The organism is Pseudomonas sp. R2-60-08W, from assembly GCF_003852335.1.
In the GTDB taxonomy this organism is placed as follows: Bacteria; Pseudomonadota; Gammaproteobacteria; order Pseudomonadales; family Pseudomonadaceae; genus Aquipseudomonas.
Genome location: NZ_CP027731.1, coordinates 787,661 through 807,024 on the forward strand (window position 1 = coordinate 787,661; position 19,364 = coordinate 807,024).

General features: G+C 58.0%; 12 protein-coding genes, 2 tRNA genes and 2 rRNA genes. 9 read left to right on the top strand and 7 right to left on the bottom strand.

From position 1 onward, the window contains the following. Positions 1-30 precede the first annotated feature (30 nt). Positions 31-717: a helix-turn-helix transcriptional regulator gene (locus C4J90_RS03375; RefSeq protein ID WP_124361140.1), complete on the top strand. Its 687-nt coding sequence runs from the start codon at positions 31-33 to the stop codon at positions 715-717. A gap of 99 nt (positions 718-816) precedes the next feature. Beyond that, the gene (locus C4J90_RS03380) at positions 817-2,187 is read left to right on the top strand and encodes an MFS transporter (RefSeq protein ID WP_124413764.1); all 1,371 of its coding nucleotides are present in this window, start codon (positions 817-819) and stop codon (positions 2,185-2,187) included. A 128-nt stretch (positions 2,188-2,315) separates the two neighbouring features. On the opposite strand, the gene C4J90_RS03385 is transcribed toward C4J90_RS03380, so the two are convergent. After that, positions 2,316-3,269, bottom strand: a complete 954-nt coding sequence (locus C4J90_RS03385) for an adenosine deaminase (RefSeq protein WP_124419223.1) — start codon at positions 3,267-3,269, stop codon at positions 2,316-2,318. 194 nt (positions 3,270-3,463) lie between these two features. Here C4J90_RS03385 and C4J90_RS03390 point away from each other — a divergent pair, with 194 nt between their 5' ends. Continuing rightward, positions 3,464-4,555, top strand: a complete 1,092-nt coding sequence (locus tag C4J90_RS03390; protein WP_124361142.1) for a calcium:proton antiporter — start codon at positions 3,464-3,466, stop codon at positions 4,553-4,555. Between the two features lie 136 nt (positions 4,556-4,691). Here the strand turns inward: C4J90_RS03390 and C4J90_RS03395 are convergent, their stop codons facing one another. The 6 genes from C4J90_RS03395 to C4J90_RS03420 form a co-directional block, all read right to left on the bottom strand. Then, a complete protein-coding gene (locus C4J90_RS03395) occupies positions 4,692-6,050 on the bottom strand; it encodes an 8-oxoguanine deaminase (protein ID WP_124419224.1) in 1,359 nt (452 codons plus the stop codon). Positions 6,051-6,282: 232 nt separating this feature from the next. Next, on the bottom strand, positions 6,283-6,969 hold the full coding sequence (locus C4J90_RS03400; RefSeq protein WP_124361145.1) for an SDR family oxidoreductase: 687 nt from the start codon (positions 6,967-6,969) through the stop codon (positions 6,283-6,285). A gap of 58 nt (positions 6,970-7,027) precedes the next feature. After that, on the bottom strand, positions 7,028-7,609 hold the full coding sequence (locus C4J90_RS03405) for a YigZ family protein (RefSeq protein WP_124419225.1): 582 nt from the start codon (positions 7,607-7,609) through the stop codon (positions 7,028-7,030). A gap of 12 nt (positions 7,610-7,621) precedes the next feature. Beyond that, entirely contained in the window at positions 7,622-8,281 is a 660-nt protein-coding gene (locus C4J90_RS03410) for a TetR/AcrR family transcriptional regulator (protein WP_124361147.1), read from the bottom strand. A gap of 87 nt (positions 8,282-8,368) precedes the next feature. Further along, the gene (locus C4J90_RS03415) at positions 8,369-9,763 is read right to left on the bottom strand and encodes a uracil-xanthine permease family protein (RefSeq protein ID WP_124419226.1); all 1,395 of its coding nucleotides are present in this window, start codon (positions 9,761-9,763) and stop codon (positions 8,369-8,371) included. An 87-nt stretch (positions 9,764-9,850) separates the two neighbouring features. Beyond that, positions 9,851-10,768 (bottom strand): LysR family transcriptional regulator, encoded by a 918-nt coding sequence (locus C4J90_RS03420; protein WP_124419227.1) that lies wholly within the window; start codon positions 10,766-10,768, stop codon positions 9,851-9,853. A 126-nt stretch (positions 10,769-10,894) separates the two neighbouring features. On the opposite strand from C4J90_RS03420, the gene C4J90_RS03425 reads away from it, so the two are divergent. From C4J90_RS03425 to C4J90_RS03455, 6 genes are all read left to right on the top strand, one after another. Continuing rightward, a complete protein-coding gene (locus C4J90_RS03425; protein WP_124419228.1) occupies positions 10,895-12,244 on the top strand; it encodes an aspartate aminotransferase family protein in 1,350 nt (449 codons plus the stop codon). Between the two features lie 39 nt (positions 12,245-12,283). After that, the gene (locus C4J90_RS03430) at positions 12,284-13,777 is read left to right on the top strand and encodes a CoA-acylating methylmalonate-semialdehyde dehydrogenase (protein WP_124419229.1); all 1,494 of its coding nucleotides are present in this window, start codon (positions 12,284-12,286) and stop codon (positions 13,775-13,777) included. Between the two features lie 570 nt (positions 13,778-14,347). Continuing rightward, positions 14,348-15,884 (top strand): 16S ribosomal RNA (locus C4J90_RS03440). 82 nt (positions 15,885-15,966) lie between these two features. Beyond that, positions 15,967-16,043 (top strand) — tRNA-Ile (locus C4J90_RS03445). A gap of 30 nt (positions 16,044-16,073) precedes the next feature. Next, positions 16,074-16,149: transfer RNA gene (locus C4J90_RS03450), tRNA-Ala, on the top strand. A gap of 249 nt (positions 16,150-16,398) precedes the next feature. Next, positions 16,399-19,290, top strand: a 23S ribosomal RNA gene (locus C4J90_RS03455). Together the 16S and 23S rRNA genes with 2 tRNA genes alongside form the textbook arrangement of a ribosomal RNA operon. Positions 19,291-19,364: the final 74 nt, after the last annotated feature.

The window sequence follows — 19,364 nt, forward strand, 5'->3', positions numbered from 1 at the left end:
CAGAAAAACGCGTCAACAGGGAGTCGAGAGATGGAACAGGCACCATGCATCAGTCATATCGCCAGCTTGCTTGCCGAGCCCAAGCGCACCGCAATGCTGTGGGCATTGATGGACGGTTCGGCAAAATCTTCAGAGGAGTTGGCGACGTGCGCCGGGTTGTCTACGGCGTCGGCCAATGCCCATTTAGCCCGGCTGACCGGCAGCGGCCTGCTGCGGGTCGAGGCGCGACGGGGCAAGCGATTGTTTCGTGTGGCGGCTGCGGACGTCAGCGCCGCCATCGATGCCCTGGCGACGACCACCATGGCCAGTGTCGGGCGCAGCACGCCGGATACTCAGCCAGCGGCGTTGCGGGTACCGTCGCTGCTGCGTCGCGCCCGTGTGTGCCAGGACCACCTCGGCGGTGAACTGGCGGCCGGCCTGTACCAGCGGATGATGGAGGCAGGGTGGATCCAGCGCTACGAACAACGTACCGAAGTCACGGTCAAGGGCACCCAGCATTTGGCGAGCCTGGGTATCTTTATCCAGGCATTCTCGTCGCCGTTGGTGTGTGACTGTTTCGACTGGAGCCAACAGCAACCGCATGTGGGTGGTGCGCTCGGCGCGGGGTTGTTGCAACTGTTCCTGCAGTCGAACTGGGTCAATGCGATCGATGAATCCCGGGCCTTGGCGGTCAGCGACGCCGGGCTTGCGGAGATCAACCGGCTGGCCACAGCGTAGGCGCGTCGCTCCTGGTTTCGGTCAGGTCGCATCCAGCAATCGCCAGGGCAGACGATGCCGCACACTCTTTGGGGGACTTTTCAGACAGGGGGCGGCGGCATGGGTATGCAAGGCTATAGCGCAGCAGAGCGGCTGGAACGGTTGCCCATCAGTGGTTACCACCGAATCATTTTCATCATCATTGCCCTGGCGTTCTTCTTCGACTCCATGGATCTGGCAATGATGACGTTTCTATTGGGCTCGATCAAAGCCGAGTTCGGCCTGAGTACGGCCCAGGCCGGCTTACTCGCCAGTTCGAGCTTTTTCGGCATGGTGATCGGTGCGTCGCTCTCGGGGATGCTCGCGGACCGCTTCGGGCGCAAGCCGGTGTTTCAGTGGAGCATCGTGTTGTGGGGCGTCGCCAGCTACCTGTGCTCCACGGCGCAGACGGTCGAGACGCTGACGCTGTTTCGCATCTTGCTGGGCATTGGCATGGGCATGGAATTTCCCATTGCACAGTCGATGTTGTCGGAGCTGATTCCGGCAAAGCGACGTGGGCGGTATATCGCGTTGATGGATGGTTTCTGGCCGCTCGGGTTTGTCGCCGCCGGGGTGCTGTCGTATTTCCTGCTGCCGGTGGTGGGCTGGCGCGACATCTTTCTGGTGCTGGCGGTGCCGGCGGTATTTGTGCTGGCCATCCGGTTTTTTATTCCGGAATCGCCGCGTTGGCTGGAACAGGCCGGGCGCCACGAGGCGGCGGACAAGGTATTGCTTGGCATCGAACACAAGGTGCGCGACTCCCTGGGATGCGCCGACTTGCCCGAACCGGTGGCCTTGCCGCGAGTGGCGAGTACGCCAGGCACGTTCTTCTCGGCCTTCCAGCAATTGTGGTCGGCGCAGTACCGTCAACGCACCCTGATGATCTGGAGCGTGTGGTTCTTTGCCCTGCTCGGGTTCTACGGGCTGACCTCGTGGTTGAGTGCGTTGTTGCAGCAGTCAGGCTTTGCGGTGACGCAATCGGTGTATTACACGGTGATCATTTCCCTGGGCGGAATACCGGGTTTCCTCATGGCCGCGTGGCTGGTCGAGCGTTGGGGGCGTAAGCCGGTGTGCGTGGTGACGTTGCTCGGTGGCGGGGTGATGGCGTTTCTGTATGGGCAGAGTGCGGTGTTTGGCGGCAACGTCGGGCTGCTGATTGCGTCCGGCTTGTTGATGCAGTTCTTTCTATTTGGCATGTGGGCGGTGTTGTACACCTATACGCCCGAGCTATATCCCACCTCGGCGCGTGCGACCGGGTCCGGCTTCGCTTCGGCGATTGGGCGGGTGGGGTCGTTGCTTGGGCCTCTGGTGACCGGGCTGGTGTTTCCGATTACCGGGCAGGGCGGGGTGTTTGCCTTGGGTGCACTGTGTTTCGCGGTGGCGGCGCTGGTGGTGTGGGTGTTCGGGATGGAGACCAAGGGCAAGACGTTGGAAGAACTCACCGAAATCTAGGGTTACCGCAAAAACCATGTGGGAGGGGGCTTGCCCCCGATGGCGATGGGTCAGCTACAAATAAGCTGGCTGACATACCGCAATCGGGGGCAAGCCCCCTCCCACATGTCTGGACTGCGTTTATTCAGTTATGGCTTTACCAGTCGCGCATCCAGGCTGTTCTGCGCCAGGCGTTTGGCCTGGTTCTGGGTCATGCCCAGGGAGGTGTACAGCGCGTGGAAGTTCTCGGTGACATAACCGCCGAAATAGGCCGGATCGTCCGAGTTCACGGTGACTTTCACGCCACGCTCGAGCATGTCGAGGATGTTGTGCTGGGCCATGTCGTCGAATACGCACAGCTTGGTGTTGGACAGTGGGCAAACGGTCAGCGGGATCTGCTCGTCGATGATGCGCTGCATCAGGCGCTCGTCTTCGATGGCGCGCACGCCATGGTCGATACGCTGGATTTTCAGCAGGTCGATGGCTTCCCAGATGTACTCGGGCGGGCCTTCTTCGCCGGCGTGGGCCACGGTGAGGAAGCCTTCGTGACGGGCGCGGTCGAACACACGCTGGAACTTGCTCGGCGGGTGACCCATTTCTGAACTGTCCAGGCCCACGGCGACGAACGCGTCACGGAACGGCAGCGCCTGGTCGAGGGTTTTCTCGGCTTCGGCTTCGCTCAGGTGGCGCAGGAAGCTTAAGATCAGGCCGCTGGTGATGCCCAGTTGCTGCTCGCCGTCTTTGAGGGCGGCAGCGATGCCGTTGAGCACCACTTCGAACGGCACACCACGGTCGGTGTGGGTTTGCGGGTCGAAGAAGGGTTCGGTGTGGATCACATTCTGGGCTTTGCACCGCAGCAGGTAGGCCCAGGTCAGGTCGTAGAAATCCTGGGACGTGCGCAGCACATCGGCGCCTTTGTAGTACAGGTCGAGAAACTCTTGCAGGTTATTGAACGCGTAAGCCTTGCGCAGGGTTTCGACGTCGTTCCACGGCAGGGCAATCTTGTTGCGTTCGGCCAGGGCGAACAGCAGCTCGGGCTCCAGCGAGCCCTCCAGGTGCAGGTGCAGTTCAGCCTTGGGCAGGGCGTTGAGCCAATCGTACATGTCTAAAAATCTCATCAGGTGCAATGGCGGCATTCTACAGGCCATGGCCGAAATAATCGGCATAACCTGACCAGCAGGAGAGTATTTGATTTTTTCGCGCAAGAGCGACGTGAACTAAGGTGTAACGAAACGTTAGCGGCTGGGCGCAGTCTGTACCCCAACGATGACTGATTTGCTGCACATAAAGGCCTCCCATGCTCACTTCCCTCAAGCAAGAAAAATTCATGCTGCTGGCGCTGATTGCCGCCATTGCCGCCTACCCGCTGGAACACTGGATGCTCCACAGCGGGCAGATTGTGGCGTTGCTCGCGGGCCTCGGTTTGATCGCGTTTATCGTGATGGCATCGATGCGTGTGGCCCATCATGCCGAACAACTGGCGGAAAAGGTCGGCGACCCCTACGGCACCATGATCCTGACCTTGGCGGCCGTGTTGGTGGAGGTGGTGATCCTGGCGATCATGATGAGCAACGAGCCTTCACCCACACTGGTGCGCGACACCATCTATTCGGCGGTGATGCTCGATATCAACGGCATCCTCGGCCTGGCCGCGCTGATGGGCGGCATCAAGCATGGCGAGCAGTCCTACAACGATGATTCTGCGCGCACCTACAGCGTGATGATCCTCACCGCCATGGGCGTGTCGATGGTGGTGCCGGAATTTATCCCCGAGGCCGACTGGAAAATTTACTCGGCCTTCACCATCGGCGCCATGGTAGTGCTCTACACCTTGTTTCTGAGAATGCAGGTCGGCCCACACAGTTATTTCTTCAGCTACAGCTACCCGGAAAAGCGCCGCAAGAAATTGCCGGAAGACGAGCAAGCGCCGCCCGTGAACCTCGCGTTCTCGATCGGCACCCTGGTGTTTGGCGTGATTGTGATTGGCGCGTTGGCCGAGGTCATGTCCAAGACCCTCGACCTGGGCCTGGAAGGCACGGGCGCGCCGCCGGTGATCACCGCGATTGTAGTGGCGGCTATTTCCGCCGCGCCGGAAATCCTCACCGCATTGCGCGCCGCCTTGGCCAACCGCATGCAGTCGGTGGTGAACATCGCACTGGGTGCCTCGTTGTCGACGGTGATTCTGACGGTGCCGGTCATGGAAGCGATGGCGCTCTACAGCGGCCAGCCGTTCCAGATGGCGATGACGCCGGTACAGACGGTGATGGTGTTTATTACGCTGATCGTCAGCGCGATCAACCTCAATGATGGTGAAACCAATGCCATTGAGGGGATGACGCATTTTGTGTTGTTTGCGACGTTTATCATGTTGTCGCTGTTGGGGTTGTAACCCGATTTCAAGCACACCATAAAGCCAAATGTGGGAGGGGGCTTGCCCCCGATAGTGGTGGGTCAGCCAGCTTATATAGGACTGACACACCGCCATCGGGGGCAAGCCCCCTCCCACATTTTTAACTGTGTTGGGCTCAGGTTCCGGCGATCAACTGCCGGGCTGCCTGAGTGTGATCGGCGATCAGGCCTTTCAGGTCGAGGCCCTCCACTTGGCCGTCGATTACCCGCCATTGACCTGCAATCATCACCCGGTCCGCTCGATCGGCACCGCACAGCAACAGTGCGGAAATGGGATCGTGGCTGCCGGAGAAGCGCAGTTCATCCAGCTTGAACAGTGCCAGATCAGCCTGTTTGCCCACAGCCAATTCTCCAATATCCGTACGGCCCAACAACTGCGCCGAGCCTTTGGTCGCCCAGCCCAACACACCTTCGGGCGTGATTTTTTCTGCCCCGTAACGCAGACGCTGGATGTACAGAGCCTGGCGGGTTTCGAGGATCATGTTCGAGGCGTCGTTGGAAGCCGAGCCGTCCACGCCCAGGCCGATGGGAGCACCGGCGGCGAGCAGGTCGAGGGTCGGGCAGATGCCGGAAGCCAGGCGCATATTCGAGCTCGGGCAGTGGCAGATGCCCGTGCCGGCGGCGCCCAGGCGGGCGATTTCATCCGGGTTGAAGTGAATGCCGTGGGCCAGCCAGGTGCGCGGGCCGAGCCAGCCGACGCTGTCGAGATAATCCACGGTGCGCAGGCCGAAACGTTGCAGGCAAAAGTCTTCCTCGTCGAGGGTTTCCGCCAGGTGCGTGTGCAGGCGCACGTCGAGGCTGTGGGCCAGTTCGGCGCTAGCTTGCATGATCTCCGGGGTGACGGAAAACGGCGAGCAGGGTGCGAGGGCAATCTGGATCTGCGCACCGTTGCCGCGCTCGTGGTATTCGCGGATCAGGCGCTGGCTGTCGTCGAGAATGACCTGGCCCTGTTGCACGGTTTGCTGCGGCGGCAGGCCACCATCGGCTTCGCCCAGGCTCATGGAACCACGGGTGAGCATGGCGCGCATGCCCAGCTCGCGTACGCTGTCGACCTGCACATCGATGGCGTTTTCCAAACCGTCGGGGAACAGGTAGTGGTGGTCTGCCGCTGTGGTGCAGCCGGAGAGCAGCAATTCGGCGAGTGCCACCTTCGAAGCCAGGGCCAGTTTTTCCGGAGTCAGTCGGGCCCAGACCGGATACAGGGTTTTCAGCCAGGGAAACAGCGGCTGGTTGACCACCGGCGCCCAGGCGCGGGTCAGGGTCTGGTAGAAGTGATGGTGGGTGTTGATCAGCCCGGGCAGGACCACATGCTCGTGGGCATCGAACACCTGCGCACAGGGTTGTGCAGGTGCTTGCCCTTGGGCCAGCAATTCGGTGATGACGCCGTCTTGCAGCACCAGGCCGCCACGGGCATCGAGGCCATTGGCGGTGAAGATCGCGAGGGGATTTTTTAACCAGATACGGGTCGCAGGCATTGGCCGGCTCCTCTGAATGATGGGTTCAGGTTTGCCAGCTCAGTGTTGCCCTGTCTGCTGATCCAGGGTCGCCGGGGAAGGCGAGGCGGGTAGATTACGTGTTGGTCCACATGCAGGCAAGCGGACGCGGTCAGTGGGGGCTTGCTCCCGATAGCGGTGGATCAGCCAACTTATATATGACTGAAATACCGCCATCGGGGGCAAGCCCCCTCCCACAGGGTGATCAGTGTACTTACCAAGCGATGGTGTCGCCTTTGTAATCCACGAAATGATGACCGCCTTTGCCGGTGTACGCATTCACCTGATCCACCAGGCCGCGCACGCTGGTTTCGACGTCGATGTGCGCATTCTCGCCGCCCATGTCGGTTTTCACCCAGCCTGGGTGCAGCGATAACACCGTCGGCTTGTGTTCGCCCAGTTGGGTGACAAAGCTGTTGGTCATGGAGTTGAGCGCCGCCTTGCTGGCTTTGTACAACGCCATGTCCGAACCATCAGGAATGGTGACGCTGCCCAGCACCGAACTCATGAAGGCCAGCACGCCGGTGTCCTTACGGATCTGCCCGACGAAACGCTGGGCCAGGTTGATCGGGGCCACAGCGTTAGTGAAAAACAGTTGGCCGACTTCCGCCAGGGTCGCGTGGCCAGGTTCCTGGTTCGCCGGGCCCTTGACGCCGGCGTTGACGAACAGCAGGTCGAAGGTGCGGTCTTTCAGGCGCTGGGCCAGGGCGATCACGGCTTGCTGATCGTCCATGTCGAGTTTCTCGATCTGCACCGGGCCCACGGCTTTCAGGGCGTCAGCCTTGTTCGGGTCGCGCACGGTGGCGGTCACGTCCCAGCCGTCCTGTAGCAGTTGCTTGACCAGGCCAAGGCCCAGCCCGCGCGAGGCGCCGATGATCAGTGCGGTTTTTGGCGTAGGCATGAAAAGCTTCCTTTTAGAGTCGCGGTTCAGGGAGTTCAGCAAATAACAGTAACAGTTTTCAGCGTTGCAGCAGGATACGTCCACGGCTCAGGTCGGCCAGTTGGGCCTGCAGGGTATCGACCTGCTCTTCGCCCAAAGCCAGTTGCAGTTCGACACCGTTGGCGGTGAAGGTTTCCTCCACCACCAACCCGCCGAGGTCGGCAACACGCAGTTTTACCAGGTTCAGCTCGGCGAATGCGCAGACGCAGCGCAAGGGTATGCGGCTGATCAGCTCGATGCGCTCGACATTCTGCAGGCACTTGTTGGCGCCGCCGCCATAGGCCCGGGCCAGCCCACCGGTGCCCAGTTGAATGCCGCCGTACCAGCGAATCACCAGCACCGCGACCTGATCGAAACCCTGGGCTTCGATGGCCGCGAGGATTGGCCGCCCGGCGGTGCCACCGGGTTCACCGTCGTCGTTGCTGCGGTATTGGTCGGCGAGTTTCCAGGCCCAGCAGTTGTGTGTTGCGTTGAGGTCGCTGTGCTGCTCGAAAAACGCCTGGGCGTCGTGCGGGCTGGTAATGGGCGCCGCCAGGGTGATAAAGCGGCTTTTGCGGATTTCTTCACGAAATTCGCAAAGGCCTGTAAGCGTGAATGGCATAAGTCGCTTCGTTTATTGGGCCGGCTTGATGCCACAGCCTTTGAGAATGATGTGGATCAGGTTGGTGCCGGCGTCTTCCATGTCCTGCTTGGTCAGCTTAGTGCGCCCCGTGACGCGGCATATCTGGGTGGCGAAGTCGGCATAGTGCTGGGTGCTTCCCCACAGTAGGAAGATCAGGTGTACCGGGTCGATGGGGTCCATCTTGCCAGCATCGATCCAGGCCTGGAACACGGCCGCCCGGCCGCTGAACCAGGCGCGGTAGTCCTGGCTGAAATATTCGGTAAGGCATTCGCCGCCGCTGATGATCTCCATGGCGAAGATTCGCGAGGCCTGTGGCTGGCGTCGTGAGAATTCCATCTTGGTGCGGATGTAACGGGAAAGGGCCACGGCCGGGTCGTCCTCGGCGGTCAGCGCGTTGAACGTGCTGTCCCACAATTCCAGGATATTGCTCAGCACGGCAATGTACAGGCCAAGCTTGTTGGTGAAGTAATAATGCAAGTTGGCTTTGGGCAACCCGGCACTGGCAGCGATGGTGTTCATGCTGGTGCCCTTGTAGCCGTGGCGCGCGAACTCATCTTCAGCAGCCTGGAGAATCGCTTGTTCGTTCTTTTGCCGAATGCGGCTGGCGGGTTTACCGGCGTGGTTGCTGTGGGCAGGAACTTCGAGGCTCATGGAGGTTTCCGTGCTGATCGATAGAGGCGACGTGTGCACAGATAACCCACCCTCAAGCCTCAGACAAGTGTTGATGCAATAAAACCGTCAAAGCGATTCCAGGGAGTCACTTTCGGGCGTGTGGTTTGCAACGGCATCGGTGGTTTTGGCCTCGGGCAATAGCAGGCACAACACAATGGCAGTCAGGCCGCCGCTGGTGATGGCGGAGTCGAACAGGTTCTGCACCAGGACCGGCATCAAGTGCAGCAAGTTGGGTTGGGCGGCGATGCCCAAGCCGACCCCGAACGAGGTGGCGATGATCAACATGCTGCGTCGATCCAGCGGCGCCTGCGCCAGGATGCGCACACCTGCCGCAGCGACGCTACCGAACATCACCAGGGTCGCGCCGCCCAGCACCGGTTTGGGGATTTGCTGCAATACCGCGCCGATCATGGGAAACAACCCGAGACAAATCAACACGGCGCCGATGTACAGGCCGACGTAACGGCTGGCCACGCCGGTGAGTTGGATCACCCCGTTGTTTTGCGCGAAGGTGGTATTGGGGAAGGCGCTGAACGTCGCGGCGATCATGCAACTGACCCCATCACCCAGCACGCCGCCTTTGAGTCGGCTTATATAAGACGCACCGCTGATGGGCTGGCGGGCGATCATGCAGTTGGCCGTAAGGTCACCAACGGTTTCGATACTGCTGATCAGATAAATCAGCGCGATTGGCAGGAAGGCGCTCCAGTCGAAGTTGAAACCAAAGCGAAACGGCGTAGGCAGGCTGATCAGCGGCAGGTCGGGCAAGGCGTGGGGCACCAGCTTGCCGCTGAACCAGGCGGCCAGGCTGCCGAGGGCCAGGCCGATGATGATGGCCGAGAGGCGTACCCAGGGTGTGTTCGAGCGGTTGAGCAGGATGATCGTCAATACCACGAACAGGCCCAGGGCCAGGTTGGTGGGGGCGCCGAAGTCGGGAGCGTTGAACCCGCCGCCGAGATCGGTGATGCCCACTTTTATCAGGCTGATGCCGATCAGCGTAATCACGATCCCGGTCACCAGGGGCGTAATGACCCGGCGCAGTTGGCCGATACAGCGGCTCAGCACGATTTGCACCAAGGCGCCGAAAAAGCACACGCCGAAGATCATCGCCAGGATGTCCTCAGGGCTGCCGCCGCGTTGCTTGACCAGAAAACCGGCGGACAATACCGCCCCCAGGAAGGCGAAGCTGGTGCCTTGCAGGCAAATCATCCCGGCGCCGATACCGAACGGCCTACGCGCCTGGATGAACGTGCCGACGCCGGAGACCATCAGCGCCATGCTGATCAGGTAGGGCAGGTGCGCGGTGAGGCCCAGGGTGGAACCGATGATCAGTGGCGGGGTGATGATGCCGACAAACGCCGCCAGCACATGTTGCAGGGCAGCCAGCAGGGCGGGCAGTGGTTTGGGGCGATCATCGAGGCCGTAGATCAAGTCGTTGGGGCTGGAGAATTCTGGTGGCATGGCGGGTCAACTCGGGGCGGACGGTTCAAGGTCCTTGTGCCTTGCAAAAAACTGTCCACCTGCTCAGCTTTTTGTGCAGGGCCCGTATCAGCGCGTTGCCGCCAGGCTTTCCAGAAAACTTTCCAGCACCAAATGGGGGCGGCGGCCCTTGCGCGTGACCGATGCCAGGCTTAAATCGTAAAACCGTGTAGCCGGTTTCAGCGCGCGCAGTCGGCCTTGTTGTACCCACAGGCTGGCGTAGTGGTCGGGCAGGTAGCCGATATAACGGCCGGTGAGGATCAGGAACGCCATGCCTTCGCGGTCCGAGGCACTGGCCGTGCAATTGAGCGCCTGGTAGTGGGCCTGGATCTCGGCGGGCAGGCGGAAGGTCGGGGCGATGGCGTCCTGGTCGTCGAGGCGCGCGTCGTCCAGTTGCTTGTCGTCGGCGTAAAACAGCGGGTGGCCGACCGCGCAATAGAGCAGCGAGCGCTCGCTGTACAGCGGTTGATATTCCAGGCCCGACAACGCGCTGGCCTGGGGTACCACGCCGACATGCAGACGGCCGTCGAGCACACCTTGCTCCACTTCATTGGGGGCGATCATGCGGATCTGGATCTGCACGTCCGGGCCGCGCTCCTTCAACTGCGCCAGGGCGTGGGTTATGCGCATATGGGGCAGGGTGACGAGGTTGTCGGTGAGGCCGATGATCAGCTCTCCGCGCAAGTGCTGGTGCAGGCCATTGACCTCGGTGCGAAAACTTTCCAGGGCACTCAACAGTTGCAACGCCGACTGATAGACCTCGCGGCCTTCTTCAGTCAGTGAGAAGCCGGCGCGGCCGCGTTGACAGAGCCTCAGCCCAAGGCGCTGTTCCAAGTCGCTCATTTGCTGGCTGATGGCCGAACGCCCAATCCCCAGTACGGTTTCCGCTGCCGAAAACCCGCCGCACTCCACCACGCTGCGAAAGATGCGCAGCAGGCGGATATCAAAGTCGCTGACCTGGGCCAGGGGGTCGGGACGACGGCTCATAGTTTAGTGAAGTCCTGACTGAAGGTTAGAAGAGTTGAATTTCACCGACTTTATCCCCGTGTCAATTTAGCTGCAACAACGCTTTTTCAATCCCGACGCTGCCTTTTGCCTTGCGAGGTTTTGCTGATGAACATGCCGGAAAACGCCCCATCGTCCCTGGCCAGCCAACTCAAGCTGGATGCTCACTGGATGCCTTATACCGCCAACCGTAACTTTCAGCGCGATCCGCGCCTGATCGTGGCCGCCGAAGGCAGCTGGTTGACCGATGACAAGGGGCGCAAGGTCTACGACTCGCTGTCGGGCCTTTGGACCTGCGGCGCCGGGCATACGCGCAAGGAAATCCAGGAAGCGGTGGCCCGGCAGTTGGGCACCCTGGACTACTCTCCGGGCTTCCAATACGGTCATCCGCTGTCCTTTCAACTGGCGGAAAAGATTACCGACCTGACCCCTGGCAACCTCAACCATGTGTTCTTCACCGACTCCGGCTCCGAGTGCGCCGATACCGCCGTGAAGATGGTGCGTGCCTACTGGCGCCTGAAGGGCCAGGCCACCAAGACCAAGATGATCGGCCGCGCCCGTGGGTACCACGGTGTGAACATTGCCGGTACCAGCCTTGGTGGCGTCAACGGTAACCGTAAGCTGTTTGGCCAGGCGATGATGGACGTTGACCATCTGCCGCATACCTTGCTGGCGAGCAATGCGTTCTCCCGTGGCATGCCGGAGTTGGGCGGCATCGCGTTGGCCGATGAGTTGCTCAAGCTGATTGAGTTGCATGATGCTTCGAACATTGCTGCGGTGTTCGTCGAGCCAATGGCCGGTTCTGCGGGAGTGCTGGTGCCGCCACAGGGGTACCTCAAGCGCCTGCGTGAAATCTGCGATCAGCACAACATCCTGTTGGTGTTCGACGAAGTGATCACCGGTTTCGGCCGCACAGGTTCGATGTTCGGCGCCGACAGTTTTGGCGTGACCCCGGATCTGATGTGCATCGCAAAGCAAGTCACCAACGGCGCGATTCCCATGGGCGCGGTGATTGCCAGCAGTGAGATCTACCAGACCTTCATGAACCAGGCGACGCCTGAGTACGCGGTGGAATTCCCCCACGGCTACACCTATTCGGCGCACCCAGTGGCCTGCGCGGCCGGCCTCGCGGCACTCGACCTGCTGCAGAAGGAAAATCTCGTGCAGAGCGTAGCCGAAGTCGCACCGCACTTTGAGAATGCGTTGCATGGCTTGAAGGGCAGCAAGAATGTGCTTGATATTCGTAACTACGGCCTGGCCGGAGCCATCCAGATTGCCCCGCGCGACGGAGATGCGATCGTGCGTCCGTTCGAGGCCGGCATGGCACTGTGGAAAGCCGGTTTCTATGTGCGCTTCGGCGGTGACACCCTGCAGTTCGGGCCAACCTTCAACAGCAAGCCGCAGGACTTGGATCGCCTGTTCGATGCGGTCGGTGAAGTACTGAACAAGATTGACTGATTTCTCCTTCTATATAGAACAACTTTTCAGGAGCCCTGCATGAGCCTTATCCAGCATTTGATCAACGGTGAACTGGTCAACGACAGCGGTCGCAGTGCCGACGTGTACAACCCGTCTACTGGCCAAGTGATTCACCAAGTGCCGTTGGCCAGTCGTGAAACCATTCAACAGGCGATCGACGCGGCCAAGGCGGCGTTCCCGGCCTGGCGTAATACGCCGCCGGCCAAACGTGCGCAGGTGATGTTCCGTTTCAAGCAGTTGCTGGAGCAGAACGAAGCGCGTATTTCGCAGTTGATCAGCGAAGAGCACGGCAAGACGTTGGAGGATGCCGCCGGTGAGTTGAAGCGTGGCATCGAGAATGTGGAGTATGCGTGCTCGGCGCCGGAAATTCTCAAGGGTGAATACAGCCGTAACGTGGGGCCGAACATTGATGCCTGGTCGGATTTTCAGCCGCTGGGCGTGGTGGCGGGGATTACGCCATTCAACTTCCCGGCGATGGTGCCGTTGTGGATGTATCCCCTGGCGATTGTGTGCGGTAACTGTTTCATCCTCAAACCGTCGGAGCGTGACCCGAGTTCAACGTTGCTGATCGCGCAATTGTTGCAGGAAGCGGGTCTGCCTAAAGGCGTGCTGAGCGTGGTGCATGGTGACAAGGGGGCAGTGGACGCTTTGATCGAGGCGCCCGAGGTAAAGGCGCTTAGCTTTGTAGGATCGACGCCGATTGCCGAATACATCTATGCCGAAGCGACCAAGCGCGGTAAGCGTGTGCAGGCACTGGGCGGGGCGAAGAACCACGCGGTGCTGATGCCCGATGCGGATCTGGATAACGCCGTCAGTGCCTTGATGGGCGCGGCATATGGTTCCTGCGGCGAGCGTTGCATGGCGATCTCGGTGGCGGTGTGTGTGGGTGACCAGGTGGCGGATGCGTTGATCGCCAAGCTGGTGCCGCAGGTCAAGGCATTGAAGATCGGCGCGGGCACCACCTGTGGCTTGGACATGGGGCCGCTGGTGACTGGGCAGGCGCGGGACAAGGTCAGTGGCTATATAGAAGACGGTGTGTCGGCGGGGGCCGAGTTGGTCGTTGACGGTCGCGGCTTGAGCGTTGCCGGGCATGAAGACGGGTTCTTCCTCGGTGGCAGCCTGTTTGATCGCGTGACCCCCGAGATGCGTATCTATAAAGAAGAGATCTTCGGGCCAGTGTTGTGCGTGGTGCGGGTGGACAGCCTGGAAGCGGCGATGCAACTGATCAACGATCATGAGTACGGCAACGGTACCTGCATCTTCACCCGTGACGGTGAGGCGGCGCGTCTGTTCTGTGATGAAATTGAAGTGGGCATGGTGGGAGTCAACGTTCCGCTGCCGGTGCCGGTGGCTTATCACAGCTTCGGGGGCTGGAAGCGTTCGCTGTTTGGCGACTTGCACGCCTATGGGCCGGATGGGGTGCGGTTCTATACCCGTCGCAAAGCGATCACTCAACGTTGGCCGCAGCGGGCCAGTCATGAGGCATCGCAGTTCGCTTTCCCGAGCCTGTAAGGCTGGGTGAATAGGAGGCCGGCCCTTGGGGCCGGCCTTCGCGTTTCCTGGGTTTTTTGACCTATATGACAGAAATGTGAAAAAGAAGGTTGACGGCAGATTCTGTGCGCCTATAATTCGCCCACTTCCGGCGCAGTCGAAACGGAAAACTCCTTGGTAAACAATGGGTTAAGTAGGTTTCGACGGTAAGTTGCTTCAGTTCATCGAAGCCAAAAGGAAGTTGAAAAAGAGGTGTTGACAGCAGCGTGTAACGCTGTAGAATTCGCCTCCCGCTTACGAGAGATCGCAAGCGCAAGTGGTTGAAGTTGTTGAAGAAAACTTCGAAAACTTCTGAAAATAACCACTTGACAGCAAATGAGGCTGCTGTAGAATGCGCGCCTCGGTTGAGACGAATAGCTCTTAACCAACCGCTCTTTAACAACTGAATCAAGCAATTCGTGTGGGTGCTTGTGGAGTCAGACTGATAGTCAACAAGATTATCAGCATCACAAGTTACTCCGCGAGAAATCAAAGATGTAACCAACGATTGCTGAGCCAAGTTTAGGGTTTCTTAAAAACCCAAAGATGTTTGAACTGAAGAGTTTGATCATGGCTCAGATTGAACGCTGGCGGCAGGCCTAACACATGCAAGTCGAGCGGTAGAGAGAAGCTTGCTTCTCTTGAGAGCGGCGGACGGGTGAGTAATGCCTAGGAATCTGCCTGGTAGTGGGGGATAACGTTCGGAAACGGACGCTAATACCGCATACGTCCTACGGGAGAAAGCAGGGGACCTTCGGGCCTTGCGCTATCAGATGAGCCTAGGTCGGATTAGCTAGTTGGTGAGGTAATGGCTCACCAAGGCGACGATCCGTAACTGGTCTGAGAGGATGATCAGTCACACTGGAACTGAGACACGGTCCAGACTCCTACGGGAGGCAGCAGTGGGGAATATTGGACAATGGGCGAAAGCCTGATCCAGCCATGCCGCGTGTGTGAAGAAGGTCTTCGGATTGTAAAGCACTTTAAGTTGGGAGGAAGGGCAGTTACCTAATACGTGATTGTTTTGACGTTACCGACAGAATAAGCACCGGCTAACTCTGTGCCAGCAGCCGCGGTAATACAGAGGGTGCAAGCGTTAATCGGAATTACTGGGCGTAAAGCGCGCGTAGGTGGTTTGTTAAGTTGGATGTGAAATCCCCGGGCTCAACCTGGGAACTGCATTCAAAACTGACTGACTAGAGTGTGGTAGAGGGTGGTGGAATTTCCTGTGTAGCGGTGAAATGCGTAGATATAGGAAGGAACACCAGTGGCGAAGGCGACCACCTGGACCAACACTGACACTGAGGTGCGAAAGCGTGGGGAGCAAACAGGATTAGATACCCTGGTAGTCCACGCCGTAAACGATGTCAACTAGCCGTTGGGAGCCTTGAGCTCTTAGTGGCGCAGCTAACGCATTAAGTTGACCGCCTGGGGAGTACGGCCGCAAGGTTAAAACTCAAATGAATTGACGGGGGCCCGCACAAGCGGTGGAGCATGTGGTTTAATTCGAAGCAACGCGAAGAACCTTACCAGGCCTTGACATCCAATGAACTTTCCAGAGATGGATTGGTGCCTTCGGGAGCATTGAGACAGGTGCTGCATGGCTGTCGTCAGCTCGTGTCGTGAGATGTTGGGTTAAGTCCCGTAACGAGCGCAACCCTTGTCCTTAGTTACCAGCACGTAATGGTGGGCACTCTAAGGAGACTGCCGGTGACAAACCGGAGGAAGGTGGGGATGACGTCAAGTCATCATGGCCCTTACGGCCTGGGCTACACACGTGCTACAATGGTCGGTACAGAGGGTTGCCAAGCCGCGAGGTGGAGCTAATCCCAGAAAACCGATCGTAGTCCGGATCGCAGTCTGCAACTCGACTGCGTGAAGTCGGAATCGCTAGTAATCGCGAATCAGAATGTCGCGGTGAATACGTTCCCGGGCCTTGTACACACCGCCCGTCACACCATGGGAGTGGGTTGCACCAGAAGTAGCTAGTCTAACCTTCGGGAGGACGGTTACCACGGTGTGATTCATGACTGGGGTGAAGTCGTAACAAGGTAGCCGTAGGGGAACCTGCGGCTGGATCACCTCCTTAATCGACGACATCAGCTGCTCCATAAGTTCCCACACGAATTGCTTGATTCATTGAAGAAGACGAAAAGAAGCAGCCCGAAATTGGGTCTGTAGCTCAGTTGGTTAGAGCGCACCCCTGATAAGGGTGAGGTCGGCAGTTCGAATCTGCCCAGACCCACCAATTTTGTGTGGGAAACGCCTGTAGAAATACGGGGCCATAGCTCAGCTGGGAGAGCGCCTGCCTTGCACGCAGGAGGTCAACGGTTCGATCCCGTTTGGCTCCACCACTACTGCTTCTGTTTGTAGAAAGCTTAGAAATGAGCATTCCATCGTTGTGATGGTGAATGTTGATTTCTAGTCTTTGACTAGTTCGTTCTTTAAAAATTTGGGTATGTGATAGAAAGATAGACTGAACGTTACTTTCACTGGTAACGGCTCAGGCTAAGGTAAAATTTGTGAGTCGCTCTTAATTGAGTATGATCGAATTTTCGGCGAATGTTGTCTTCACAGTATAACCAGATTGCTTGGGGTTATATGGTCAAGTGAAGAAGCGCATACGGTGGATGCCTTGGCAGTCAGAGGCGATGAAAGACGTGGTAGCCTGCGAAAAGCTTCGGGGAGTCGGCAAACAGACTTTGATCCGGAGATGTCTGAATGGGGGAACCCAGCCATCATAAGATGGTTACCTTACACTGAATACATAGGTGTATGGAGCGAACCAGGGGAACTGAAACATCTAAGTACCCTGAGGAAAAGAAATCAACCGAGATTCCCTTAGTAGTGGCGAGCGAACGGGGACTAGCCCTTAAGTGGCTTTGAGATTAGCGGAACGCTCTGGAAAGTGCGGCCATAGTGGGTGATAGCCCTGTACGCGAAAATCTCTTAGTCATGAAATCGAGTAGGACGGAGCACGAGAAACTTTGTCTGAATATGGGGGGACCATCCTCCAAGGCTAAATACTACTGACTGACCGATAGTGAACTAGTACCGTGAGGGAAAGGCGAAAAGAACCCCGGAGAGGGGAGTGAAATAGATCCTGAAACCGTATGCGTACAAGCAGTGGGAGCCTACTTTGTTAGGTGACTGCGTACCTTTTGTATAATGGGTCAGCGACTTATTTTCAGTGGCGAGCTTAACCGAATAGGGGAGGCGTAGCGAAAGCGAGTCTTAATAGGGCGTCTAGTCGCTGGGAATAGACCCGAAACCGGGCGATCTATCCATGGGCAGGTTGAAGGTTGGGTAACACTAACTGGAGGACCGAACCGACTACCGTTGAAAAGTTAGCGGATGACCTGTGGATCGGAGTGAAAGGCTAATCAAGCTCGGAGATAGCTGGTTCTCCTCGAAAGCTATTTAGGTAGCGCCTCATGTATCACTGTAGGGGGTAGAGCACTGTTTCGGCTAGGGGGTCATCCCGACTTACCAAACCGATGCAAACTCCGAATACCTACAAGTGCCGAGCATGGGAGACACACGGCGGGTGCTAACGTCCGTCGTGAAAAGGGAAACAACCCAGACCGTCAGCTAAGGTCCCAAAGTTATGGTTAAGTGGGAAACGATGTGGGAAGGCTTAGACAGCTAGGAGGTTGGCTTAGAAGCAGCCACCCTTTAAAGAAAGCGTAATAGCTCACTAGTCGAGTCGGCCTGCGCGGAAGATGTAACGGGGCTCAAACCATACACCGAAGCTACGGGTATCACGTAAGTGATGCGGTAGAGGAGCGTTCTGTAAGCCTGTGAAGGTGAGTTGAGAAGCTTGCTGGAGGTATCAGAAGTGCGAATGCTGACATGAGTAACGACAATGGGTGTGAAAAACACCCACGCCGAAAGACCAAGGTTTCCTGCGCAACGTTAATCGACGCAGGGTTAGTCGGTCCCTAAGGCGAGGCTGAAAAGCGTAGTCGATGGAAAACAGGTTAATATTCCTGTACTTCTGGTTATTGCGATGGAGGGACGGAGAAGGCTAGGCCAGCTTGGCGTTGGTTGTCCAAGTTTAAGGTGGTAGGCTGGAATCTTAGGTAAATCCGGGATTCTAAGGCCGAGAGCTGATGACGAGTTGTCTTTTAGATGACGAAGTGGTTGATGCCATGCTTCCAAGAAAAGCTTCTAAGCTTCAGGTAACCAGGAACCGTACCCCAAACCGACACAGGTGGTTGGGTAGAGAATACCAAGGCGCTTGAGAGAACTCGGGTGAAGGAACTAGGCAAAATGGCACCGTAACTTCGGGAGAAGGTGCGCCGGTGAGGGTGAAGGACTTGCTCCGTAAGCTCATGCCGGTCGAAGATACCAGGCCGCTGCGACTGTTTATTAAAAACACAGCACTCTGCAAACACGAAAGTGGACGTATAGGGTGTGACGCCTGCCCGGTGCCGGAAGGTTAATTGATGGGGTTAGCTAACGCGAAGCTCTTGATCGAAGCCCCGGTAAACGGCGGCCGTAACTATAACGGTCCTAAGGTAGCGAAATTCCTTGTCGGGTAAGTTCCGACCTGCACGAATGGCGTAACGATGGCGGCGCTGTCTCCACCCGAGACTCAGTGAAATTGAAATCGCTGTGAAGATGCAGTGTATCCGCGGCTAGACGGAAAGACCCCGTGAACCTTTACTATAGCTTTGCACTGGACTTTGAATTTGCTTGTGTAGGATAGGTGGGAGGCTTTGAAGCGTGGACGCCAGTTCGCGTGGAGCCAACCTTGAAATACCACCCTGGCAACTTTGAGGTTCTAACTCAGGTCCGTTATCCGGATCGAGGACAGTGTATGGTGGGTAGTTTGACTGGGGCGGTCTCCTCCTAAAGAGTAACGGAGGAGTACGAAGGTGCGCTCAGACCGGTCGGAAATCGGTCGTAGAGTATAAAGGCAAAAGCGCGCTTGACTGCGAGACAGACACGTCGAGCAGGTACGAAAGTAGGTCTTAGTGATCCGGTGGTTCTGTATGGAAGGGCCATCGCTCAACGGATAAAAGGTACTCCGGGGATAACAGGCTGATACCGCCCAAGAGTTCATATCGACGGCGGTGTTTGGCACCTCGATGTCGGCTCATCACATCCTGGGGCTGAAGCCGGTCCCAAGGGTATGGCTGTTCGCCATTTAAAGTGGTACGCGAGCTGGGTTTAGAACGTCGTGAGACAGTTCGGTCCCTATCTGCCGTGGACGTTTGAGATTTGAGAGGGGCTGCTCCTAGTACGAGAGGACCGGAGTGGACGAACCTCTGGTGTTCCGGTTGTCACGCCAGTGGCATTGCCGGGTAGCTATGTTCGGAATAGATAACCGCTGAAAGCATCTAAGCGGGAAACTAGCCTCAAGATGAGATCTCACTGGGACCTTGAGTCCCCTGAAGGGCCGTCGAAGACTACGACGTTGATAGGTTGGGTGTGTAAGCGCTGTGAGGCGTTGAGCTAACCAATACTAATTGCCCGTGAGGCTTGACCATATAACACCCAAGCAATTTGACTACTCCTGACTTTAAAAAAGCAGAAGCATCAGATTGCGGTGTGTGAAGACGCA